The organism is Phenylobacterium sp., from assembly GCF_041919955.1.
Classification (GTDB): Bacteria; Pseudomonadota; Alphaproteobacteria; order Caulobacterales; family Caulobacteraceae; genus Phenylobacterium.
The window spans coordinates 98,794-120,515 of sequence record NZ_JAYRSU010000005.1; the positions used below are offsets into that span (position 1 = coordinate 98,794).

Below are 21,722 nucleotides of genomic sequence, written 5' to 3' on the forward strand. Positions count from 1 at the left end.
ACGTCACGTCTTCGCGTGCTGGAGATCGGCCGCGCACCTCGCTAGCCTGGGCGAAAAGATAAGGAACGGGTGGAATGGACAGGTATCGCGCAGCCGCGCTCGAAGCGCTCGACTTCATCGAAACCCAGCGCGACGGCGCCATCTGGCGCGGCCACGACCACCCCAAGGCCAAGCCGAACCATTCGCTCTATCATGGCGCCGGCGGGGTCATCCTGCTGCTTCTGGAGTTGCACGCCCAATCCGACGACCCGACGCTGATGGCGCGGGCGACGGCGGCGGGCGACGAGATCCTCGCCTACCTCGCCGCCGGTCCGGCGCTTTCGGTCAACTCCTCCACCGGCTGGGCCGGCTATGTCTTCGTGCTGAACGAGTTGGCCAAGGCGACGGGCGAGAACCGCTTTCGCCAGGGCGCAGTCGATTGCCTGAAGCGCATCGCCGTCCTGGCGCGGCCGCTCGGCGGCGGGGTCGGCTGGGTCGAGACCGCGCCGTTCGCCGACATCACCGGCTTTTCGGAAGAGCGCGAGATCTACGATCAGTCGGTCGGCGCAGCCGGCGTGATCCTGACCTTGGCCTACGCCCACCGGGAAGGGCTCGACGACGGCGCCCTGCCGCTGGCCTTGGCGGCCGGCGAACGGTTGCTGGAGGTGGCCGAACCGACCGAGGACGGCCTGCGCTGGCGGATGATGGCCGATATGCCGTTCCAGTTCACCACCCCGAACTTCGCCCACGGCGGGGCCGGCGTCGGCTACGCCCTGGTTCAGCTCCATCGGATCACCGGCGAGGCCAAGTGGCTCGACGCGGCCAAGGAGGCCGCGCGCTACACCATGAGCCGCGCCCACGCGACCGGACCTCGGGGGCGGCTGGTCTGCCATAACGAGGACACGCGCAAGCCGATCTTCTATCTCGGAGCCTGCCACGGCCCGGCCGGAACCGGCCGGCTGTTGATTGAGCTTGCCGAGCTGACCGGCGAGGCGCGATGGACCGAAGATCTCCATGCCCTGATGTCGGGTATCGAGGAGATCGGCGCGCCGGAAACACGCTCGGCCGGCTTCTGGAACAATCACGGCCAGTGCTGCGGCGACGCCGGGATCGGCGAGTTCGCCCTGCTGGCCGCCGGCCGCACCGGTAGGCCCGAGTATGTCCAGGTCGCCCGCCGCTGCGCCGAGGTGATTCTCGACGCGGCCGAAACCGCGGATGGCCGCCGCCGCTGGCGTCATGCCGAACACCGCGACCGACCCGATTTCCTCCAGGCCCAGACCGGCTACATGCAGGGCGCGGCTGGCATCGCCAGCTTCCTGCAGCATCTGGCAGGAGCCTTGGAGGGAGCGCCGGTGAAGATCAGGATGCCGGACTGGCCGACGGCTACCTAAGCGTGTTTAACACGCTAAATGATTGCATTTTTCCCTGAAAACCAATGATTTACGTATCAGGGTTAACGCTGCGGCAGTCACGTAACAGTACTGTGGGACAGCTGTACAAACATGGGTCGCCGCCAGTCGATTGAAGGCACTTTCAAAAAGCTCATGGTCGCCAACCTCGCCTGCATGGCAGGCGTCGTTGCGGCCTTCCTGATCCAGAACTGGGCGCAGAGTCGGCTGCAGCACGCCCAGGAGACGCAGTACAAGTCCTACCTGCTCGCCGATGAGCTGCGTCAGAGCTCGGACGACCTGACGCGCCTGGCCCGCAGTTATGCGGTGAGCGGCCAGCAGGTCTACGAAGACCAGTACAACGCCATCGTCGCGATGCGCGACGGCGAGCGCGCCCGGCCCCAGCTGCCCCACCGCATCTACTGGGACCTGATCGGCGCCGACGGCAAGGCGCCGCGCCCGGACGGCGAGAAGAAAGCCCTGCTCACCGCGATGGAGGAGATGGGCTTCACCACCGAAGAGCTCGACAAGCTCAAGCTCTCCAAAGCTAATTCGGACCGCCTCGTGAAGCTGGAGACCCGCGCGATGAACGCGGTCAAGGGCCGGTTCCAGGACGCGGGCGGCGCCTATAGCGTCACTGGCGCGCCCGACCTGGTCCTCGCCCGCGAGCTGCTGTTCTCGCAGGAGTACCAGAGCGGCAAGGCCGAGGTGATGAAGCCGGTCGACGAATTCTTCGGCCTGATGGAAGGCCGCACCGCGGCGGCCGTGGCCTCGGCGCGCCAGCTCTCGACCGCCGCGGCCGTCGCGCTGGGCCTGCTGGTCGCCGGCATGGTCGTCACTATCCTGTTCACCGCCGTAACCTTGCTGCGCCGCGTGCTGCGGCCGTTGGGCTCATTGCAGGCGTGCATGCAGGCGCTCTCCTCGGGCCGCCTCGATGCCCAGGTGCCGATGACCGACCGCGCCGACGAGGTCGGCGACATGGCCAAGGCGCTGCTGGTGTTCAAGGACGCGGTCTCGGGCATGCAGTCGGCCGAGGAAGCCGAACGCCAGCGCGCCGAGATCGAGGCCGAGCGCGCCCGCAACGAAGCGATCCGCGCTCGCGCCGAGCAGGAGCAGGCCCGGGTGGTCCAGAGCCTGGCCCAAGGCCTGGCCGGCCTGTCGAACGGCGATCTGCAGTCGCGGCTGGAGACCCCCTTCGCTCCCGAGTACGAGCAGCTGCGCGCCGACTTCAACGCCGCCGTCACCCGTCTCCAGGAGACGAGGCTGACCATCGACGGGGCCGTCTCGGCCCTGCGCTCCGGCGCCGGCGAGGTCAGTCAGGCCTCCGACGACCTGTCGCGCCGCACCGAGCAGCAGGCCGCCAGCTTGGAGGAAACCGCCGCGGCCCTCGACCAGATCACCGCTACCGTCCGCAAGACCGCCGAGGGCGCCAAGCACGCCTCCGACGTGAGCGGCGGGGCCCAGGACAGCGCCGAACGCTCAGGCAAGGTGGTGCGCGACGCCGTCGCCGCCATGGCCCAGATCGAGCAATCGGCCCAGCAGATCAGCCAGATCATCGGCGTCATCGACGAGATCGCCTTCCAGACCAACCTGCTGGCCTTGAACGCCGGGGTCGAAGCTGCGCGCGCCGGCGAGGCCGGCAAGGGTTTCGCCGTCGTCGCCTCGGAGGTGCGCGCCCTGGCCCAGCGCTCCGCCGACGCCGCCAAGGAGATCAAAGCCCTGATCTCGACCTCGTCCACCCAGGTGGCGACCGGCGTCAGGCTGGTCAGCGAGACGGGCGAGGCCCTGGTCCAGATCGCCGCCCAGGTCAGCGAGATCAACGAGCAGATCGTCGAAATCGCCGCCTCGGCCCGCGAACAGTCGACCGGCCTCGCCGAGGTCAACACCGCGGTCAATCAGATGGATCAGGTGACCCAGCAGAACGCCGCCATGGTCGAGGAAAGCACCGCCGCCAGCCATTCGCTCTCCCAGGAGGCCGAGCAACTTCGCCAGCTCGTGGCGGTGTTCCAGCTCGGCAGGAAGGCCGCGCCGGTTCAGTCCCCGGCGGTTCGCGCCGCGCCTGCGCGCGCGCCGATGCGCGCGGTAGCCGGCGGACGCCCGGTCTCGGTCGCCGACTCCGACGACTGGACCGAGTTCTGAGCACGAAGGCGGGCGCTTGGCGCCCGCCAGTCCTTAGTCCAGCGGGCGGCGGCCGACGATGCGCAGGCCATAGCCGCCCGAGCCCGGCAGCACGGTCTTGGAGTTGGACAGCAGCTCCATGTCGCGCACGCCCAGGTCCAGCAGGATTTGGGCGCCGACGCCGTAGTCGCGCAGGACGTTGGCGCCGTGGTCGGTCCCCGGCTCGGCGCCGTATCGCTCGGACAGCCAGGCCGGGTTGGAGTCGCGGATGAACACCGCCACGCCGGCGCCCTCATAGGCGGCGATCGCCTCGAGCGCCTTCGGCACATAGTCCCGGCGCGCTTCGGCTTGGCCGAGCATGTCGGCGGCGAAGTCGACGCGGTGCATGCGCACCAGGGTCGCCTTGTCGGGATCGATCTTGCCCTTGGTCAGGACCACGTGCTCGGTCTTGTCGAGGATGTTGCGGTAGATGACCATCCGGAAGCGGCCGCCATAGGCGCTGTCGAACGGCGTCTCCAGCACCCGCTCCACCTGGCGCTCGGTGCGGCGGCGATAGGCGATCAGGTCGGCGATGGTGCCGATCTTCAGGCCGTGCAGCTGGGCGAACGAGATCAGGTCGGGCAGGCGCGCCATCGACCCGTCGTCCTTCATGATCTCGCAGATCACCCCGGCCGGATTGAGGCCGGCCATGCGGCTGATGTCCACGGCCGCCTCGGTATGGCCGGCGCGCACCAGCACGCCGCCATCCTTGGCGACCAGCGGGAAGACGTGGCCCGGCGAGACGATGTCGTCGGCGCTCTTGGTCGGGTCGACCGCCACGGCGATGGTGTGGGCGCGGTCGTGGGCCGAGATGCCGGTGGTCACGCCCTCGCGCGCCTCGATCGAGACGGTGAAGGCGGTGCCGTGGCCGGACTGGTTGTCGATGGCCATGGGCGGCAGGCGCAGGGCCCGCGCACGCTCGGCGGTGATCGACAGGCAGATCAGGCCGCGGGCGTGCTTGGCCATGAAATTGATCTGGTCGGGCGTGGCGAACTGCGCGGGGATGATGACGTCCCCTTCGTTCTCGCGGTCCTCGGCGTCGACGAGGATGTAGGGGCGGCCGTTGCGGGCGTCCTCGATGATGTCCTCGATCGGCGAGATCGCCGATTCATGCGGCGCTTCGCTGCTGGAGCCGTCGGAGACGAGGTGGGGGCGGGTCATGGTCGTGCCTTCATTCGTGCGAAGTCCAGGACCTGTTCTGCGACGGTCGCCAGTTGCCAGGCGTCCTTCGCCTCGATGCAGGCCCCGTCGGCGTCGAACAGTCCGGACGCCGCGTTCAGGGCCGCGCCGAACGGCGTCGGCCAGCCCCGCAGCGCATGTATGATGGATCGCAGCGCGGTCAAAGTGGTCCCGGCCGCCTGCCAGCCGTCGGCGGTGATGATGCACCCTACCGCGCGGTCGGTCAGGTAGGGCCGATCGTCGCCCCGCAGCGCTTCCAGCGTATCCAGAGCGTTCTTGATCACGCCCGAGATCGAACCGTGATAGCCGGGGCTGGCGACGATCAGGCCGTCCGCGGCTCGGACCGCCGCGGCCAGCTCGGCCTGCTCGGGCGTCGGCTCGCGCTCGCCGGGATTGAAGATCGGCAGCCGCGCCAGGAACTCCCCGCCCAGGAGCCGGGTCTCTGCTCCGGCCTCCTGCGCCGAGCGCAGGGCCACGACCAGGGCGCGCTCGCTGCTGGAGCCCGGACGGGTGGTGCCGCCGATGCCGACGATCAGCGGCCTACGCGAACTCATGCCAGCTCCTCGAACAACTTCTTCAGTTCCGTCTTCACGATCTTGCCGTTGGCGTTGCGCGGCAAGGTCTCCGGCCAGAACCGGATCGCGACCGGAACCTTGAAGGCCGCCAGCCGCCCGCGCACCAGCGCCTTCAGCTCCTCTTCGGTCGCCGCCCCGCCGGGCTTCAGGTGCACCACCGCCACCGGCTCCTCACCGAGGGTCTTGTGCGGCCGTCCGACCAAGGCGGCGTCCATGACGTCGGGGTGGTCGTACAGCACGTTCTCGACCTCGACGCAGTAGATGTTTTCGCCGCCGCGGATCAGCATGTCCTTGGCCCGGTCGATGATGAAGAGGAAGCCCTCCTCGTCGATCCGCGCCAGGTCGCCGGTGCGCAGCCAGCCGTCCACGAAGGTTTCGGCCGTCGCCTGGGGCTTGTTCCAATAGCCTTTGACGACCTGTGGGCCCTTCACCCACAGCTCGCCGACCGCATTCACCGCCAGCACGCTCGTTCCGTCAGCCGGATCGCGGATCTGCATCTCGCCCACCGGCGCGGCCGGCCCGGCGCTGTCGGGGCGGTTCTCGTAGTCCCTGCCCAGGTGCGAGGTGAATGTGGCCGTCGTCTCGGTCATGCCCCAGCCGTTGCCGGGCTGCGAGGCGGGAAACACCTCGACGATCTTGCGCACCAGCTCGGGCGCCGAGGGCGCGCCGCCGTAGGAGACCGCCTGCAGGGAGGACAGATCGTACTTGCTCCGCGCGGGATGCTCGATGAGCTGCCAGGCGATGGTCGGCACCCCGCCGGTGGCGTTGACCTTCTCGCGCTCGATCAGCTGCATGGCCGGCTCGGCGTCCCAGCGGCGCATCAGCACGATCTTGCCGCCGGCGTTCATGCTGGGCGACAGGGTCGCCGACAGGCCCGTGGCGTGGAACATCGGCACCACCAGCAGGGTCGCGCGCTGCGGCAGCTTGTGCGGGTCGCTCTCGGGCAGCGGCTGGCCGGCGCGCACGAAGTTGCGCACGCTGGAGATGCCACCGGCCATCACGTTCGAGGTCATGTTGCGATGGGTGCCCAGCGCGCCTTTCGGCTTTCCCGTAGTGCCGGAGGTGTAGAGGATGGTGGCGTCGTCCTCGGGCTCCAGCGCCACGTCGGGGAGAGCTGCGTCGGGCAGGTCGCGCCAGCCGTTCACGGGACCGATCACGTCTTCCAGCCGCTGCGTCTTCGGCGTCGTGGGCGCGCCTGCCAGGCGGGTAACATAGACTTTCTGCAGATCGGGCAGGTTCGGCAGGAACTCTGCGATGCGATCGAGCCGCTCATCATCGACGATGGCGACCTTGGTCCCGGAATCGGCCAGGCCATATTCCAGCTCCGGCCCGGTCCACCAGGCGTTCAGCGGCGTGACGATGGCCCCGCACAGCACCCCGGCCCAGAACGCCACCGGCCATTCGGGCAGGTTGCGCATGATCACCGCCACCCGGTCGCCCTTCGTCACCCCGTCGGCTTGCAGCTGGGTCGCGAGCGCGATGGTGGCCCGCGCGAAGCCCTCGAAGGTGGCGCGGTCGTTCTCGTAGACCAGGAACTCGCGCTCACCGAAGGTGCGGCCGTTCAGGAAGACGTCGCGCAGGGTCGGTGGGGCGTTCTTCCAGGTGCGGGTACGCACGCCGCGGATGTCCTTCTCCTCCATCTCGAAGCGCTCGCCAGGGGCCGTAAGGCGCGCATGGGCCTCGGCCAGGGACATCACGGGCCAGGCGGGAGCATTCGTGTCGGACATGGACATCTCAAAATTGGAAAAGGCGTCAAAAATCGTCGCGAGAGTGAAAGTCAGATAATCGGCCTCCGCCGCGGCAAGCCAAGCGATTTCCGGCGTGGCGCAGACGCTTGCGGCAGATGGGACGAGGACCGCCCTGCGCCAAGGCGGCCCCAGACGTTCCACCGCGCGAAAGCCGTCTTCGCGCAGGCCGCGCGTCGTTGCTGGGGGCGGGCCGATGGTATCAACTGCAACGAACGCCTGGGCGCGATCGTCGCCCTGCAGGCCAGGAGCTTGGCGAGACCATGAGCGACCACCAGCCGATTCCCCTTCCCGACCGCGCCGACCTGCCCGAGGCCGAGATGATCGCGCGGTCCGAGCAGTTCCTCGACCGCATGCGCCGCCGCCACACCGTGCGCGAGTTCAGCGACCGGCCGGTGCCCCGGGCGATCATCGAGAACTGCCTGCGTGCGGCCGGCACCGCGCCCAGCGGCGCCAACCAGCAGCCCTGGCATTTCTGCGTGGTCGAGGACCCGGAAGCCAAGCACAGGATCCGCATCGCGGCCGAGGAAGAAGAGCGCGCCTTCTACGCGGGCCGGGCGGGCGAGGAGTGGCTGGACGCGCTGCGCCCCATCGGCACCGACGCCGACAAGCCGTTCCTGGACATCGCGCCCTGGCTGATCGTGATCTTCGGCGAGCGCAAGTCGCCGGACGCCGACGGTCGGCTGCACAAGAACTACTACGTTCCGGAATCGGTCGGCATCGCGACCGGCTTCCTGATCGCGGCCCTGCACGACGCGGGCCTGGCCACCCTTACCCATACCCCCAACCCGATGTCGTTCATGAACGAGGTGCTGGGCCGGCCCGAGACCGAGAAGGCCTACATCCTGTTGGTGGTGGGCTATCCGGCGGACGACGCCACCGTGCCGGCCTTCGCGAAGGTGAAGAAGCCCCTGGAGGCCATCTCCACCTTCATCTGAAGTCCGCCCGTCACGCCTCGGCTGGCGACCGCGCCCCGCGGCTGGCCGCGTAGGCGTCCTTCACCTCGGCCAGTTCCTTGGCGTACTTCTCCTGCGCCGCCTCGCGCAGGCGCGGGATGTGGTAGGCCGGGAAGAGGTCGTTGTCGGGCCGGTAGTCCTTCAGCACCTGCTTGGCGAGCGTGACCTTGTGCACCTCGGTCGGCCCGTCGGCGATGCCCATGACCAGCGAGCTGGTCACCATGTGCATGAAGGGCATCTCGTTGGAGACGCCCAGCGCCCCGTGCAGGTGCGCGGCCTTGGTCGCCACGTCGTTGTAGACCTTGGGCATCGCGACCTTGATGGCGGCGATGTCCTTGCGGACCATGTTGTAGTCCTTGTGCTTGTCGATCAGCCAGGCGGTGCGCAGCACCAGCAGGCGGAACTGTTCGACTGCGATCCATGAGTCGGCGATCTGCTCCTGCACCATCTGCAGGTCGGCCAGCTTGCCGTCGCGGGTGGTGCGCGAGACCGCCCGGCGGCACATCAGGTCCAGGGCGTGCTTGCAGGCGCCGACCGTGCGCATGGCGTGGTGCACACGCCCGCCGCCGAGGCGCACCTGGGCGATGACGAAAGCCGCGCCGCGCTCGCCCAGCAGGGCGTCGTAGGGCACCCGGACGTTGTCGTAGCGGACATAGCCCTCCGAGCCCTGGCCGATCTCGCCGCTGCCGACGCCGACATTGCGGATGATCTCCACGCCGGGGGTGTCGGTGGGCACCAGGAAGATCGAGGTGCGCCGGTAGGGGTCCTTGGCGTCCGGGTCGGTGACCGCATAGACCACCAGCACCTTGGCCCAGCGGGCGTTGGTCGAGAACCACTTCTCGCCGTTGATCACCCACTCGTTCCCGTCCAGCACCGCACGGGTCTTGAAGGTCAGCGGATCCGAGCCGCCGGTCGGCTCGCTCATCGAGAAGGCCGACCGGATCTCGCCATTCAGCAGCGGCCAGAGGTATTGTTCCTTCTGTTTGTCGGTGCCGTAGTGGGCGATGATCTCGGCGTTGCCGGTGTCGGGCGCCTGGCAACCGAAGACCGTGGGGGCCAGGCCGTTGCGGCCCAGCTTCTCGTTCATCAGGCCCAGCTTGAGCTGGCCGAAGCCCTGACCGCCCAGTTCAGGGCCCAGGTGGCAGGCCCACAGGCCCTGCGCCTTCACCTTCTCCTGCAGCGGCTTGATGAACTTCTCGCGCCCCGCCGGGCCGTGGACCGCCATGCCCAGGTGCGAGAGCGGCTCCACCTCCTCGCGCATGAATTCCTCGATCCAGTCGAGCTTCTTCTGGAATTCAGGGTCGGTCTCGAAATCCCAGGCCATCTGGCGCCTCCCATTTTTCCGCAATGCGCGGCGAATTTCCGAAATTCCGGTATGGCGCGCGGCGCGGCCAACGGAAAATATCTTTCAGTAACAATTACTTGCAGCTTCTCTTCGAGCCGCATTATCAAACGGATGTTTAAGGCGCGCAACGCCCCTTAGGGGGCGGCCGAGAATTTTCTAAGCTCCGCCCTATTCGGCGGGAGCCTTGACCGCCGCCTGGACGGCTTCGGTCTCCTCGGCGACCGCAGGCGGGCTCATGCCGGTGTCGGGGGCGGCCCCGCGCGGAATGCCGGCCATCAGCCGCGCCTTGCGCCAGCCGCCGAAGCGGTAATAGCCCGCCGCCAGCACCAGCGAGATCATCGAGCCCAGCGGGAAGCTCCACCACACCGCATCCTGGCCCAGCGTCGGCTCCAGATAATGGGCGAAGGGGATGCGCACGAACCACATCGAGATCAGCAGCCCCAGCAGCGGCGGCCATACGGCTCCGGTCGCACGTATCACCCCGTTCAGCACGAAGGCCATGCCGAACGGCACGAAGCCCCACAGGGCGAAGGCGTTGATGTGCATGGCGATCGGCGTCGAAGGGCTGCCCGCCGGCAGGAACAGCAGCAGCACCCAGCGCTCGACCAGATAGATGAGGGCCACGGGCACGCCGGTCATCAGCACCGACAGCAGCACGCCCTTGCGGGCCACCTCGCCGACCCGCTCCATGTGGCCGGCGCCGACGTTCTGGGCGGCCATGGACGAGACCGCGGCGCCGAGCGCCATGGCCGGCATCTGCACATAGGTCCAGAGCTGGATGGCCGCGCCGTAACCGGCCGCCACGTGCGAACCGTAGGCGTTGACGAAGCGGATCATCACCACCGCCGCGCCGGAAATGACCAGCATCTGCAGGGCCATGGGCAGGCCCTTCACCACCAGGGTGCGGACGATGGCGAGCTCGGGCTTGAACAGCCGCCAGTCGGCGCGCTTGAGGATCAGCACGCTGTCTGTGCGATAGAGGTGCACGATCATCGCCGTCAGGGTGAGGGTCTGGCTGATCAGGGTCGAGGTCGCCGACCCGGCGATGCCCAGCTTCGGAAACGGCCCGATCCCCATGATCAGCAGGGGATTGAGAATCACGTCCAGCCCGACCGCGAAGACGGAGAACCAGAAGGGGGTCTTGGAATCGCCCGCCCCGCGCTGGGCCATCATCACGAACGAGAAGAAGTACATGAACGGCATGGCCGCGAAGATCACCCGCAGATAGGTGATGGCGTCGCGCGTAGCGTCCGGCGGGGTCTGCATGACCTTCAGGATCGCCGGGGTCAGCAGGTAGCCCGCCACCCCGACCGACAGCGACAGCACCAGGAAGAAGGTCGAGGCCGAGCCGACCACGCGCTTGACCGTGGCGATGTTCTTGGCCCCCACCGACTGGGAGATCAGCAGGTTGGCGGCCATGCTGATGCCGAACACCGCGCCCAGCATCAGGAAGAAGATGTTGTTGGCGTTGACCGTCGCGGTCAGGGCCGCCTCGCCCAGCACGTGGCTGACCCAGATGGCGTTGGCCGAGCCGTTCAGCGACTGCAGGATGTTCGAACCCAGCACCGGAAGGGCGAAGACGAGCAGGGTCTTGCCGATCGGGCCGACGGTCAGGTCGCGTACGCCATGGCGCGCGCCACGCGCGCCACCGTTGTCGTCGTCTTTTGTCGCTGAAACCACTTTGCTCCCCAGGGCGCGAAGAACGGGCGCCTGCCCGCGCCCCCGGCTGGCCCTTGAAAATTTGAGCGCAGCCTTGTTAACGCCGCGGGGAAGCAGGCGTCGGAGACTGTAGGCGGGCCGTCCGGCCGCCTCAAGCGGGAGCGGCGATGATCGATCGGGAATTGCGCCGGGCGGAAGCTGGCGACATCGCGGCCCTGAACCGGCTGATGCACGCCTCGCGCGCCTATGACGGCGAATATCGCGCCATGCTGGCCGGCTATGTCGTGACCCCCGAGCAGGTCGCGCGCGATCACGTCGTGCTGGCCGAGAGATGCGGCGAGACCCTGGGCTTCTACAGCCTGATCGTAGAAGACGAGCCGGAACTGGACCTGATGTTCGTCGCCGACGCGGCCCAGGGAACGGACCTCGGCCGCGTTCTGTTCGAGGACATGCGCGGCGAGGCGCGGCGGCGGGGCCTCGCGCGGGTGCGGATCGTCTCCCACCCGCCGGCGCTCGGCTTCTACCTGCGCATGGGCGCTGTGCAGGTAGGGACCTGTGAGCCGACCGGGCGCGTCAGCTGGGCGCGCCCGGTCCTCGATTTGGCTCCTTAGACCGCTTCGGCCAGGCGGCTCTTGGTGCGGCCGTACAGCAGGTAGACCACCACCCCGACCGCGTTCCAGACGAAGAAGAAGGTGATCGTCAGGGCGGTCAGGCTGGTGAAGAGATAGGCGCAGCCGAGCAGCCCCAGAGGCCCGATCAGCCAGATCACCGGCGCGCGGAAGGTGCGCGGCAGGTCGGGCAGGCGGCGGCGCAGGATCATCACCGCGGCGATGGTGGCGATGAAGGCGGCCAGCGTACCTGCGTTGGCCAGCGAGGCGATCTGCGACAGCGGCATCACCCCGGCGATAATCGCCGAGATCACCCCGGTCAGGATGGTCACCGAGGTCGGAACGCCGCGCTTGCCGACCGTGGCCAGGCGCCGCGGCAAGAGGCCGTCGCGGGCCATGGCGAAGAAGACCCGGCTCTGGCCGAACATGAAGACCATGATCACGGTGGGCATGGCCACGACCGCGGCGCCGGCGATCAGCGAGGCGGCGACGGGCTGGCCCAACTGGCGCAGGATGAAGGCAAGGGGCTCGTCGCTCTTGGAGAACACCTCGAACGGCGAGGCGCCCAGGGCGACGGCGGCGACGATCATGTAGATCAGGGTGCAGGCGACCATCGAGCCGACGATGCCGATGGTCAGATCGCGACGCGGGTTCTTGGCCTCTTCGGCCGCCGTCGAGATGGCGTCGAAACCGTAGAAGGCGAAGAAGATGATCGCCGCCGCGCCCATCATCCCGAACTTATGGTCGCCGATCTGCTCGGCGCCGAACCCGAACGGGGCGAAGGGCTGGAAATGGGCGGCGTCGAAGCTCGGCAGGGTGATGGCCACGAAGGCGGCCAGGGCGACCAGCTTCACGCAGACCAGGATGAAGTTGACCGTGGCGCTCTCGCGGGTGCCGACCAGCAGCAGGCCGGTCACCACCAGGGCGATGAACACGGCCGGCAGGTTGACGATGCCGCCGGTCTCCGGCCCGGTCAGCAGGGCCGCGGGGATCGGCCATCCCGCCTGCTGGATCAGGCCCGAGGCGTAGCCCGCCCAGCCCACAGACACCGCACTGCAAACCAGGGTGTATTCGAGGATCAGGCTCCAGCCGATAATCCAGGCGATCAGTTCGCCCAGGGCGGCGTAGGAATAGGTGTAGGCGCTGCCGGCCTGGGGCATCAGCGTCGCCATTTCGGCATAGCAGAGCGCGGCGCAGGCGCAGACCGCGCCGGCCACCGCGAACGACAGGATCACCGCCGGACCGGCCAGGCCCGCAGCCACGCCGGTCAGGGTGTAGATGCCGGTGCCGATAATCGCGCCGATGCCGAGCGCCACGAGATGCGGCCAGCCGAGCGTCGGCTTCAGGCCATGGCCGGCATGGGCGGGCGGCTCGATCGGCCGGCGACGGGTGATGAAACTCATGGACGTTCCCCGAACTTGTTCTTTCGCGACCATGGCCTGTCGCGCGTCGGACTTGAAGTGGGATGATTCTTCGCCGCTCGGCGAGCGACGATAGCCGAAAATACCTTGGCGCAGGCGCCGAGTGGCGCCAGCTTTCCTGTTCTCATTGTGAAGGTGGACTGATCATGCGCCTGGCGCCGCTCGCCCTTATCCTCGCCCTCTCCGCCACGCCCGCCCTCGCCGACGACGGCGCCTTGAACAATCTCATTACCGAATACGAAAGCTACAGCCTCTCGATCGACCCCATCGAGGCCGGGGGCCAGGGCGACCGCGCCGCCCTCTCGCAACTCCCCGACGACTCGCCCGCCGCCGATGCGGCGCGGGTGAAGGGGCTAAGCGCTCTGAAGGCCAAGCTCGCGGCGATCGACGCGGCCTCCCTCTCGGACGAGGGCAAGATCAACCGCGAGTTCCTGGCCTGGACCCTGGATCGCCGCCTGCAGAGCCTGGCGTTCGACGAGAACCGGATGCCGTTCTCCTCGGACGGCGGCTTCCACTGGACCATGGGCTATCTCGCCTCCTCGGTCCCGATGCGCAGCCTGGCCGACGCCCGCGCCTGGATCGACCGCATCAACGCCGTGCCGGTCTATTACGCGACCGAGATCGCGAACGCCCGCCGCGGCGCCAGGGACGGCTTCACACAGCCGCGCGCCACCGTCGAGCAGGTGATCGCCCGCGCCAAGGAACAGGCGGCCGCGCCGGTCGAGACCGACGTGATGATGGGCCCGCTCAACCGCCTGCCGGCCTCCATCCCCGCCTCCCAGCAGGACGCCCTGCGCAAGGAGGCCGCCGCCGCCATCGCCGGCAAGGTCCGGCCGGCCCAGGCGCAGTTCGTGACCTTCCTGGAAAAGGAATACCTGCCCCGGGCGCGCAAGGCTCTGGCCGCCCGCACCCTTCCGAACGGCGAACGCTACTACGCCTGGCTGGTGCAGGATCACACCACCACGGCCCTGACCCCGGACCAGATCCATCAGAACGGTCTGGACGAGGTCGCCCGCATCCGCAAGGAGATGGACGGGGTGATCGCGCAGACCGGCTTCAAGGGCGATTTCGCCGCCTTCCAGACCTTCCTGCGCACCGATCCGCAGTTCTACGTGACTACCCGCCAGGCCCTGTTGGAAAAGGCCTCCGAGATCGCCAAGCGGATCGACGACCAGCTGCCCGGATGGTTCGCCACCCTGCCGCGCCTGACCTACGGCGTGCGCCCGGTGCCGGCCGACATCGAGAAGACCTACACCACCGGCCGCTATTTCTCCGGCAATCCGAAACTGGGCGTGGCCGGCGGTTACATGGTCAACACCTACGACCTGCCCCAGCGCCCGCTCTATGAACTGCCGGCGCTCACCCTGCACGAGGCGGTGCCCGGCCATCACCTGCAGATCGCGCTCGGCCAGGAAGCCGAAGGCGTGCCCTACTTCCGACGCGAGGCGAACGTCACCGCCTTCACCGAGGGCTGGGGCCTGTATTCCGAGAAACTGGGCGGCGAGATGGGCATCTACCGCAACGCCTATGAGCGCTTCGGCCGGCTGTCCTACGAGATGTGGCGCGCCTGCCGCCTGGTCGCCGACACCGGCATTCACTGGAAGGGCTGGAGCCTCGACCAGGCCCGCGAGTGCTTCACGAAGAACTCGGCCCTCTCGCCGCTGAACATCGAGGTCGAGCTGGCCCGCTACGTCTCCTGGCCGGGCCAGGCGCTGGCCTACAAGACCGGCGAGATGAAGATCGTCGCCATCCGCGAGAAGGCCAAGGCCGAGCTGGGCGAGAAGTTCGACATCCGCCGCTTCCACGACGCGGTGCTGCTGGCCGGCCCGATGCCGCTGGACATGCTGGAACGCCGCGTCGACGCGTGGATCGCGGCCGAGAAGAAACGGTAAGAATTTTCTCCCTCCCCCTTCGCGGGGCGGGGGACCTTTAGTCCGGCCAGAGCTCCTGCACGTCGCCCTTGCGGTTCAGCACGCGGACCGCGCGCTTGACCACCGTCAGCAGCCGCTCCTTGCGGGCCTGCTCGTCGAAGGTCAGGGCGCCGCGGGCCAGGCCTTCCAGCAGGAAGCGGCCCAGGTCGCGGCTGGTCTGGAAGCGTGGATCCTCGCCGGCCTGGGCCAGGGCCAGGAACCGCTCGCCGACCTGGTTGTGGTCGAAGGCGCTCTGGGCGGCGGCCAGCCGCCCCTTCAGCATCGGGTCGGTGCGGGCGGCGGCCTCGAGTTCGGCGAAGGCGATGAAGGGCGTTTCGTGCAGCAACGCCCAATAGGCGTCGATGGCGTGTTCGGCCGCGTCCACGCCCGGCGCGGCCGGCGCTGTCGCGGCCTGCTCGAACAGGCGCGCCCGCTCGATCTCGATATGGGCGATGGCCGCCTCGACCAGCTCTTCGCGGCTGGCGAAGTGATAGAGCATGGCCCCGCGGGTCAGGTTCGCCGCGTCGGCGATCATGGCGTTGGTCGCCGCGTGATAGCCGATCTCCGCGAACAGCCGCATCGCCGCGTCCAGGATACGCGCGCGGGTGCGCCGAGACTTCGGCGTCTCCTTCGCAGGATAGGTTCGGGCGTCCATCGGACCTTGTTGTCGGAAGACCTGGGGAGGGTCGGCCTTCCCAAACCCTTAGTTCAAAAGGCGGGGCGACAAAAGGGCGACAACGAGTTTCATGAGACTGACACGCAATCAGCCTAGCGGATGTGCAATCTGCACAGCCAAGGGGCCAGGGCATGTCAGGTATCGCCGTCCGCAAGTACCGGACCGTCTTCATTTCCGACGTCCATCTGGGCACCAAGGGCTGTCAGGCCGAGTTGCTGCTCGACTTCATCCGCCATGTGGAGTGCGAGACGCTCTATCTGGTCGGCGACATCATCGACGGCTGGAAGCTGCGCTCGGGCTGGCACTGGCCGCAGTCGCACAACGACGTGGTCCAGAAGATCCTGCGCATGGCCCGCAAGGGCGTGAACGTGATCTACGTGCCCGGCAACCACGACGACCGGGTGCGCGACTTCGTCGGCGTACACTTCGGCGGAGTGGTGGTGGCGCGCGACGCGATCCACGAGGCCGCCGACGGCAAGCGCTTCCTGGTCCTGCACGGCGACGAGTTCGACGGGGTGGTGCAGCACGCCAAGTGGCTGGCCTTCGTCGGCGACTACGCCTACCGCGCGCTGATCGCGGCCAACACCCTGTTCAACCGGGTTCGCCGCCGCATGGGCTTCGGCTACTGGAGCCTCTCGGCCTTCCTGAAAACCAAGGTCAAGAACGCCCTGCAGTTCGTCGAGAACTTCGAGGCCGCCGTGGCCGACGAGGCTCGGCGCCGCGGCGTAGACGGCGTGATCTGCGGACATATCCACAAGGCCGAGATGCGCGACATCGACGGGATCGCCTATATCAACGATGGTGACTGGGTCGAAAGCTGCTCGGCCCTGGTCGAGCACGACGACGGCCGAATGGAGATCGTGCATTGGGCTCAGCTGCGCTCGTGGTCGGCCATTGACCGGACCATCCGCCTGGTCGAGCCGGAGCCGGCGCGGGAGACCCTGCCCGCCCCAGCCGCGGCCTGAGGCCGAGCTCTGCGATTGACAGCCGCTCTGATTTGGTGACAGTCGCGCTGTCATGATGCCGCCGACCCGCTACGCTTCGAGCCTGCGCGACCGTCAAAAGCAGGCCACCCGCGACCAGATCATGCACGCGGTTGCGCGCAAGCTGGAATCGGGTCCGCTGGAAGATCTGAGCTTCGCCGAGATCGCGGCCGAGGCCGAGGTCGGCGAGCGCACCGTCTATCGCCACTACCCGACCAAGGAAGCGCTGCTGGGCGCCTTCTGGGCGTGGCTGCAGGCCCAGGCGCTGAACCCGGCCCGGCCGGCGACGCGCATCCGCGACGCCATCACCGCCCCGCGCGAGAACGGCCAGCGGCCGATGCGCATCCTGCTGGTCACCGACGCCTGGGAGCCTCAGGTCAACGGCGTGGTCCGCACCCTGACCCGCGTGGTCGGCGAGCTGCGCGCCATCGGCCATTCGGTCGAGGTGGTCAGCCCCGACCAGTTCAAGACCTTCCCGCTGCCGACCTATCCCGAGATCAAGGTCGCCATCGCCGCGCACGAGCCGGTGCAGGAACGCTTCAAAGCCTTTGAACCCGAGGCCATCCACATCGCCACCGAGGGGCCCCTGGGCCTGGCCGCGCGGCGCATCTGCGTGGAATGGAAACTGCCTTTCACCACCAGCTACCATACCCGGTTCCCCGAGTACGTCTCGGCGCGCCTGCCTTTGCCGCTGGCGGCGGGCTACGCCTACATGAAGTGGTTCCACAAGCCGTCCGGCCGGATGATGGTCACCACCCCGACCATGAAGGACGAGCTGGAGCGCCACGGCTTCGGCAACATCTCGGTCTGGTCGCGCGGCGTCGACACCGTGCTCTTCCACCCCAAGCGCGAGGACGAGCCCGACATCTTCGAAGGCCTGGCCCGGCCGATCTTCCTGTCGGTGGGCCGCGTGGCGGTCGAGAAGAACATCGAGGCCTTCCTGGGCCTCGACCTGCCCGGCACCAAGGTGGTGGTCGGCGACGGCCCGCAGCGCGAAGAACTGATGGAGCGCTATCCGAACGCAGTGTTCACGGGCGCCAAGTTCGGCGAGGAACTGGCCGCTCACTTTTCCTGCGCCGACGTCTTCGTCTTTCCGTCCCTGACCGACACCTTCGGCCTGGTGATCCTCGAGGCCATGGCCGCCGGCGTGCCGGTGGCCGCCTATCCAGCCCCCGGCCCAATCGACATCATCCCGGGCTCGGGCGCGGGCGTCCTGGCCCACAGCGCCACCGAGGGCCTGCGCGAGGCCTGCCTGGAGGCGCTGAAGCTCGACCGCAAGGCGGTCCGCGCCTTCGCCGAGGGCTTCTCGTGGACCGCCTGCGCGGAAGACTTCGTGAAGAACCTCCAGCCCTATCCCGAGCCGGAGAAGACCCGCTTCTGGCGCAAGCTGCGTCGGCTGGCCCGCGTGCGCCGCCGCCGGCCCGAGGCGGCCTGATCCGTCAAGGGACGCAAGGGAGGACGCCGATGTCCGCCGTGGTCCAGTCCGTAAGCTTCCCCGGCCATTCCGGCGCGCGCCTCTCGGCCCGGCTGGAGCTGCCCAACGGGCCTGTGCGCGGCTACGCCCTCTTCGCCCACTGCTTCGCCTGTTCGAAGGACGTACTGGCCGCCCGCCGCATCTCCGCCAACCTCGCGCGGATCGGGGTGGCGGTGCTGCGGTTCGACTTCACAGGCCTGGGCGGCAGCGAGGGCGAGTTCGCCGACACCAGCTTCTCCTCGAACATCGCCGACCTGACGGCCGCGATCGACTATCTGCGGACGCATTATCAGGCGCCGGCCGTGCTGATCGGCCATTCGCTGGGCGGGGCGGCGGTCCTGGCCCTGGCCAAGGACGTCCCTGAAGCCAGAGCCGTCGTCGTCATCGGCGCTCCCGCCGACCCGTCGCATGTGCTCAAGACCATCGGCCCCGCGGCGCAGGATGCCCTGACCGACGGGACCGCCGTGGTCGAGCTCGGCGGCCGCAGCTTCACCGTGACCCGGCAGTTCGTCGAAGATGTCCAGGGGCATCGGCTGGAGGCGGCGATCCACGCCGTGCGCAAGCCGTTGCTGATTCTGCATTCGCCCGTCGACCAGGTCGTGGGGGTCGACAACGCCACCAGGATCTTCCTGGCCGCCCGACACCCCAAGAGTTTCGTCAGCCTCGACCACGCCGACCACCTGCTGACCGCCCCACAGGACGCCGCCGCTGCGGCTCAGGTCATTGGCGGCTGGCTCTCGCGCTACCTGCCTGCCGACGCTCCGCAGGGCGAGGCGGCGATCGAGCACGTGCGGGTGATGGAGACCGGCGAGGGGCAGTTCCAGAACGCGGTCCAGGCCGGCCGCCATCGCCTGTTCGCCGACGAGCCGGCCAGCGTGGGGGGAACCGACACCGGGCCCTCGCCCTATGACTTCCTGTCGATCGCGCTGGGCGCCTGCACTTCGATGACCCTGCGCCTCTATGCGGCGCGCAAGGGCCTGGCCCTCGGCCGCATCCAGGTCGACGTCAGCCACGAGAAGATCCACGTCCGAGACGGCGTCGCCGGAGCCGATACGCCGGTCCAACCCAAGATCGACTGCTTCACCCGCATCATTACGGTCGATGGCGAGGTCGGCGAGGAACTGGCCGCCAAGATCGCCGAGATCGCCGGCAAGTGCCCGGTGCATCGCACCCTGGAGAACAGCGCCCAGGTCCTCACCCAGGTTCGCGGCCGGGCCTGAACGCAAAAGCGCCGCGGACCTCTCGGCCCGCGGCGCCCTTACCACTCTCCTCGGTAAGCTTACGCGGCCGGGCGGGCCATCGGCGTCAGCTTCTGGACCATGGCCTTCTGACCTTCGTGCTGGCCCGCCGGCAGCGGAATCAGGCCGCGGCTTTGCAGATAGCCGCCCCGGCCGGTGGCCGCGTCGGACACGAACTCGTTGACGTAGTCCTGCAGCCCTTGGGTCACCCCGATGTGGGCCTTCTTCACGTAGATGTAGAGCGAACGCGACAGCGGGTACGAACCGTCGGCGATGGTCTGGGCCGAGGGCTTCACGCCGTTGACGGCCGAGCCCTTGATCTTGTCCATGTTCTCTTCGAGGTAGGACCAGCCGAAGACGCCCAGCGAGCCGGGGGTCTTCACCAGGGTGCCGACGATGGCGTTGTCGTTCTCGCCGGCGTCGACCCAGCCGTCCTTGCGGAGCGGATCGACGATTTCCTTGAACTTCTTTTCGTTGTTCGAGCGCAGTTCGTCGGCGGTCGGGAACTTGCGGGCGCCGGCCTCGATGGCCAGTTCGACGAAGGCGTCACGGGTGCCCGAGGTGGGCGGCGGGCCGTAGACGTTGATGCGGTTGCCCGGCAGGCCCGCGCCGATTTCGTCCCAGGTGCTGTAGGGGTTCTTCACGAACTTGCCCTGGCGCAGCACGTTGGCGGCGAGGCCCAGATACAGGTGCTCGGTCTTGAAGTTGTAGTCGGCGCCGTCCTTGTCGGTCGCCACGACGATGCCGTCGAAACCGATCTTGATCTGAACGATGTCCTTCACGCCCTTGGCGGCGCAGGCGTCGAACTCCGACTTCTTCATCGGGCGCGAGGCGTTGGCGATGTCCGGGAAGGCGTCGCCGACGCCGCCGCAGAACAGCTTGATGCCGCCGCCGGTGCCCAGGCTCTCGACCTTCGGCGCCTTCTTGCCGGTCTTCTTGGCGTAGTTCTCGGCCACGCGCGTGGCGAACGGGAACACGGTCGAGGAGCCTGCGGCCCAGACATAGTCGCGGGCGGCGAAGGCCGGGGCCGCGGCGCCCATGGTGGCGGTCGCCACGGCGGCGCAGAGCAGAAGCTTCTTCATGTGATGTCTCCTTCGAGCGCGCCGACTAGAAGTCGAGCTGCGCGCGCACCTGGAATTGCTTGACCTTGACGTCGCGGCCCGGGCCCGGGTTGTCGATGTCGGCGTTGGTGTAGTTGGCCTGCAGGCGGACGTAGGCGGTCGGGTAATAGTTCGCCCCGACGGTCACGCCCTTGTACTTGCCGGCGTCCTGCGAAAGCGTCCGGCCGGCCGCGGTGGCGGCGGTGTCGTAGGCGTCGCTGAGGTCGGCGTAGTCGTAACGGGCCAGCAGTTCCACGCCGCCGTAGCCTCCGGCGGTGATCGGGTTCAGGATCTTCGGACGACCGAATTCACCCTTGGCCGGGTCGTAGTTGCGCTGCTCGCCGGTCGGCCACCAGCTGACGAAGGCGTAGCCGACGTTGACGGTGGGGTCGCCGCCGGGCTGAACCGTCTTCAGGCGGTCGATCTTGATGCGGGCGTATTCGCCCTGCACCGAGAACGGACCATGCTGATAGGCGCCTTCGAAGGCGATGGTCTGGTCGGTGTCGCCGATGGCGCCGGTCGAATAGTAGCGGGTGTTGCCGTAGTTGGTGTTGGTGCGGCCGCGGTAGTTGAAGGCCGCTTCGTCGCCATGGTTACGGGTCCGCGCCCAGACGCCCAGGTGCAGCTTGTCCACGTCGCCGTTGATCGGCGCGTAGGTGGCGCGGGCGGTGAAGCCGACGCGTTCCTTGCTGCCCGGATTGGCGCCGGAGGTGTTGTCGACATCGGCGTTGTTCAGGCTGTCGCCGGCGACCTGGCCGGTGACGGTCCAGTTCTGGCCGTTCACCTTGCCCACGACCGACAGCAGGTACGAGTCGACGGCGATGTCGCCGTACGGGCCGCGGTCCAGGAAGCTGATGAAGCGGGTCGAGGTCATGTTCTCAAGGCCGGCGGCCTTGATGTTGCCGACCATCAGCGAGGTCATGTCGTTCGGCTTGAACTCGATCACCACGTCGTCCCAGGCCCAGGCCGCGCCGTTCCACGAACCGCCTTCGGCCTTGTAGGCGAGGTAGTTGTTCAGCTTGCCTTCGACGCCGAGGAAGACCTGACGGCCGCGGGCGTTGCTGGTCTTGTAGTCGGCCAGCGGCGCGGCGCGATCGACGTCCTGATAGACGTAGTCGAGCAGGATCCGGCCGCGGACCTTGAATTGAACGTCGTCGTTGGTCCACTGCGGCGCGCCCTTCCAGGCGGTGGTGGTGTCTTGCGCCGCGGCGCCGCCGGCGATGGCGAGCGCGAACACGCCCAGCGCCGCCCCGGCGCAAAGCGAGGTTTTGATCTTCATGATCAGGATCCTTGTAGAGCTATCCCCGTGACCCTTTCAGGCCTGGGGGC

The 21,722-nt window shown here is 68.2% G+C and carries 17 protein-coding genes and 1 pseudogene; 9 read left to right on the top strand and 9 right to left on the bottom strand.

Going from position 1 to position 21,722, the window contains the following annotated elements:
• Positions 1 to 74: 74 nt before the first annotated feature.
• Both ACE3T2_RS06345 and ACE3T2_RS06350 read left to right on the top strand, forming a co-directional pair.
• Positions 75 to 1,370, top strand: coding sequence for a lanthionine synthetase LanC family protein (locus ACE3T2_RS06345; RefSeq protein WP_374655854.1), 1,296 nt, complete (start codon positions 75 to 77; stop codon positions 1,368 to 1,370).
• A gap of 153 nt (positions 1,371 to 1,523) precedes the next feature.
• Positions 1,524 to 3,506 carry a methyl-accepting chemotaxis protein gene (locus ACE3T2_RS06350; RefSeq protein WP_374655856.1) on the top strand — a complete coding sequence of 661 codons (1,983 nt, stop codon included), beginning with the start codon at positions 1,524 to 1,526 and terminating at the stop codon, positions 3,504 to 3,506.
• 33 nt (positions 3,507 to 3,539) lie between these two features.
• Here ACE3T2_RS06350 and ribB read toward each other — a convergent pair whose 3' ends face one another.
• From ribB to ACE3T2_RS06365, 3 genes are read right to left on the bottom strand one after another with little or no spacing between them, the layout of a single operon-like run.
• Positions 3,540 to 4,685 (bottom strand): 3,4-dihydroxy-2-butanone-4-phosphate synthase, encoded by a 1,146-nt coding sequence (gene ribB, locus ACE3T2_RS06355; protein ID WP_374655858.1) that lies wholly within the window; start codon positions 4,683 to 4,685, stop codon positions 3,540 to 3,542.
• A complete protein-coding gene (locus tag ACE3T2_RS06360) occupies positions 4,682 to 5,257 on the bottom strand; it encodes an NADPH-dependent FMN reductase (protein ID WP_374655860.1) in 576 nt (191 codons plus the stop codon). Before ACE3T2_RS06360 ends, ribB begins: the two co-directional genes overlap by 4 nt.
• A complete protein-coding gene (locus ACE3T2_RS06365; RefSeq protein ID WP_374655862.1) occupies positions 5,254 to 7,005 on the bottom strand; it encodes a class I adenylate-forming enzyme family protein in 1,752 nt (583 codons plus the stop codon). Before ACE3T2_RS06365 ends, ACE3T2_RS06360 begins: the two co-directional genes overlap by 4 nt.
• Positions 7,006 to 7,286: 281 nt before the next feature.
• Here ACE3T2_RS06365 and ACE3T2_RS06370 point away from each other — a divergent pair, with 281 nt between their 5' ends.
• Positions 7,287 to 7,961 (top strand): nitroreductase family protein, encoded by a 675-nt coding sequence (locus ACE3T2_RS06370; RefSeq protein ID WP_374655864.1) that lies wholly within the window; start codon positions 7,287 to 7,289, stop codon positions 7,959 to 7,961.
• 10 nt (positions 7,962 to 7,971) lie between these two features.
• Here the strand turns inward: ACE3T2_RS06370 and ACE3T2_RS06375 are convergent, their stop codons facing one another.
• Complete coding sequence (locus ACE3T2_RS06375) at positions 7,972 to 9,303, bottom strand: acyl-CoA dehydrogenase family protein (RefSeq protein ID WP_374655866.1); 1,332 nt, start codon at positions 9,301 to 9,303, stop codon at positions 7,972 to 7,974.
• A 189-nt stretch (positions 9,304 to 9,492) separates the two neighbouring features.
• Positions 9,493 to 11,004: an MATE family efflux transporter gene (locus tag ACE3T2_RS06380; protein ID WP_374655867.1), complete on the bottom strand. Its 1,512-nt coding sequence runs from the start codon at positions 11,002 to 11,004 to the stop codon at positions 9,493 to 9,495.
• Between the two features lie 146 nt (positions 11,005 to 11,150).
• On the opposite strand from ACE3T2_RS06380, the gene ACE3T2_RS06385 reads away from it, so the two are divergent.
• Positions 11,151 to 11,594 (top strand): GNAT family N-acetyltransferase, encoded by a 444-nt coding sequence (locus ACE3T2_RS06385; protein WP_374655869.1) that lies wholly within the window; start codon positions 11,151 to 11,153, stop codon positions 11,592 to 11,594.
• Here the strand turns inward: ACE3T2_RS06385 and ACE3T2_RS06390 are convergent.
• Positions 11,591 to 12,994 (bottom strand): amino acid permease, encoded by a 1,404-nt coding sequence (locus tag ACE3T2_RS06390; protein WP_374655871.1) that lies wholly within the window; start codon positions 12,992 to 12,994, stop codon positions 11,591 to 11,593. The genes ACE3T2_RS06385 and ACE3T2_RS06390 overlap by 4 nt on opposite strands.
• Positions 12,995 to 13,158: 164 nt before the next feature.
• On the opposite strand from ACE3T2_RS06390, the gene ACE3T2_RS06395 reads away from it, so the two are divergent.
• A complete protein-coding gene (locus tag ACE3T2_RS06395; protein WP_374655873.1) occupies positions 13,159 to 14,904 on the top strand; it encodes a DUF885 family protein in 1,746 nt (581 codons plus the stop codon).
• A gap of 37 nt (positions 14,905 to 14,941) precedes the next feature.
• On the opposite strand, the gene ACE3T2_RS06400 is transcribed toward ACE3T2_RS06395, so the two are convergent.
• Positions 14,942 to 15,577 carry a TetR family transcriptional regulator gene (locus ACE3T2_RS06400; protein WP_374655875.1) on the bottom strand — a complete coding sequence of 212 codons (636 nt, stop codon included), beginning with the start codon at positions 15,575 to 15,577 and terminating at the stop codon, positions 14,942 to 14,944.
• A 152-nt stretch (positions 15,578 to 15,729) separates the two neighbouring features.
• On the opposite strand from ACE3T2_RS06400, the gene ACE3T2_RS06405 reads away from it, so the two are divergent.
• From ACE3T2_RS06405 to ACE3T2_RS06420, 4 genes and pseudogenes are all read left to right on the top strand, one after another.
• Positions 15,730 to 16,563: a UDP-2,3-diacylglucosamine diphosphatase gene (locus tag ACE3T2_RS06405; RefSeq protein ID WP_374655877.1), complete on the top strand. Its 834-nt coding sequence runs from the start codon at positions 15,730 to 15,732 to the stop codon at positions 16,561 to 16,563.
• A 121-nt stretch (positions 16,564 to 16,684) separates the two neighbouring features.
• Positions 16,685 to 16,807 (top strand): annotated as a pseudogene (locus ACE3T2_RS06410) (TetR family transcriptional regulator); the annotation flags it as partial.
• Positions 16,808 to 16,918: 111 nt separating this feature from the next.
• Positions 16,919 to 18,016, top strand: a complete 1,098-nt coding sequence (locus tag ACE3T2_RS06415; protein ID WP_374656062.1) for a glycosyltransferase family 4 protein — start codon at positions 16,919 to 16,921, stop codon at positions 18,014 to 18,016.
• A gap of 29 nt (positions 18,017 to 18,045) precedes the next feature.
• Positions 18,046 to 19,275 carry an alpha/beta fold hydrolase gene (locus ACE3T2_RS06420; RefSeq protein WP_374655879.1) on the top strand — a complete coding sequence of 410 codons (1,230 nt, stop codon included), beginning with the start codon at positions 18,046 to 18,048 and terminating at the stop codon, positions 19,273 to 19,275.
• Between the two features lie 59 nt (positions 19,276 to 19,334).
• On the opposite strand, the gene ACE3T2_RS06425 is transcribed toward ACE3T2_RS06420, so the two are convergent.
• Both ACE3T2_RS06425 and ACE3T2_RS06430 read right to left on the bottom strand, forming a co-directional pair.
• Entirely contained in the window at positions 19,335 to 20,375 is a 1,041-nt protein-coding gene (locus tag ACE3T2_RS06425) for a substrate-binding domain-containing protein (protein WP_374655881.1), read from the bottom strand.
• A gap of 25 nt (positions 20,376 to 20,400) precedes the next feature.
• Positions 20,401 to 21,672 carry an OprO/OprP family phosphate-selective porin gene (locus tag ACE3T2_RS06430; protein ID WP_374655883.1) on the bottom strand — a complete coding sequence of 424 codons (1,272 nt, stop codon included), beginning with the start codon at positions 21,670 to 21,672 and terminating at the stop codon, positions 20,401 to 20,403.
• Between the last annotated feature and the right edge of the window lie 50 nt (positions 21,673 to 21,722).

Coding starts and splice junctions, on each gene's coding strand:
- ACE3T2_RS06345 (WP_374655854.1), top strand. CDS start 75: ATGGACAGGTATCGCGCAGCCGCGCTCGAAGCGCTCGACTTCATCGAA.
- ACE3T2_RS06350 (WP_374655856.1), top strand. CDS start 1,524: ATGGTCGCCAACCTCGCCTGCATGGCAGGCGTCGTTGCGGCCTTCCTG.
- ribB (WP_374655858.1), bottom strand. CDS start 4,685: ATGACCCGCCCCCACCTCGTCTCCGACGGCTCCAGCAGCGAAGCGCCG.
- ACE3T2_RS06360 (WP_374655860.1), bottom strand. CDS start 5,257: ATGAGTTCGCGTAGGCCGCTGATCGTCGGCATCGGCGGCACCACCCGT.
- ACE3T2_RS06365 (WP_374655862.1), bottom strand. CDS start 7,005: ATGTCCGACACGAATGCTCCCGCCTGGCCCGTGATGTCCCTGGCCGAG.
- ACE3T2_RS06370 (WP_374655864.1), top strand. CDS start 7,287: ATGAGCGACCACCAGCCGATTCCCCTTCCCGACCGCGCCGACCTGCCC.
- ACE3T2_RS06375 (WP_374655866.1), bottom strand. CDS start 9,303: ATGGCCTGGGATTTCGAGACCGACCCTGAATTCCAGAAGAAGCTCGAC.
- ACE3T2_RS06385 (WP_374655869.1), top strand. CDS start 11,151: ATGATCGATCGGGAATTGCGCCGGGCGGAAGCTGGCGACATCGCGGCC.
- ACE3T2_RS06390 (WP_374655871.1), bottom strand. CDS start 12,994: ATGAGTTTCATCACCCGTCGCCGGCCGATCGAGCCGCCCGCCCATGCC.
- ACE3T2_RS06395 (WP_374655873.1), top strand. CDS start 13,159: ATGCGCCTGGCGCCGCTCGCCCTTATCCTCGCCCTCTCCGCCACGCCC.
- ACE3T2_RS06400 (WP_374655875.1), bottom strand. CDS start 15,577: ATGGACGCCCGAACCTATCCTGCGAAGGAGACGCCGAAGTCTCGGCGC.
- ACE3T2_RS06405 (WP_374655877.1), top strand. CDS start 15,730: ATGTCAGGTATCGCCGTCCGCAAGTACCGGACCGTCTTCATTTCCGAC.
- ACE3T2_RS06415 (WP_374656062.1), top strand. CDS start 16,919: ATGCGCATCCTGCTGGTCACCGACGCCTGGGAGCCTCAGGTCAACGGC.
- ACE3T2_RS06420 (WP_374655879.1), top strand. CDS start 18,046: ATGTCCGCCGTGGTCCAGTCCGTAAGCTTCCCCGGCCATTCCGGCGCG.
- ACE3T2_RS06425 (WP_374655881.1), bottom strand. CDS start 20,375: ATGAAGAAGCTTCTGCTCTGCGCCGCCGTGGCGACCGCCACCATGGGC.
- ACE3T2_RS06430 (WP_374655883.1), bottom strand. CDS start 21,672: ATGAAGATCAAAACCTCGCTTTGCGCCGGGGCGGCGCTGGGCGTGTTC.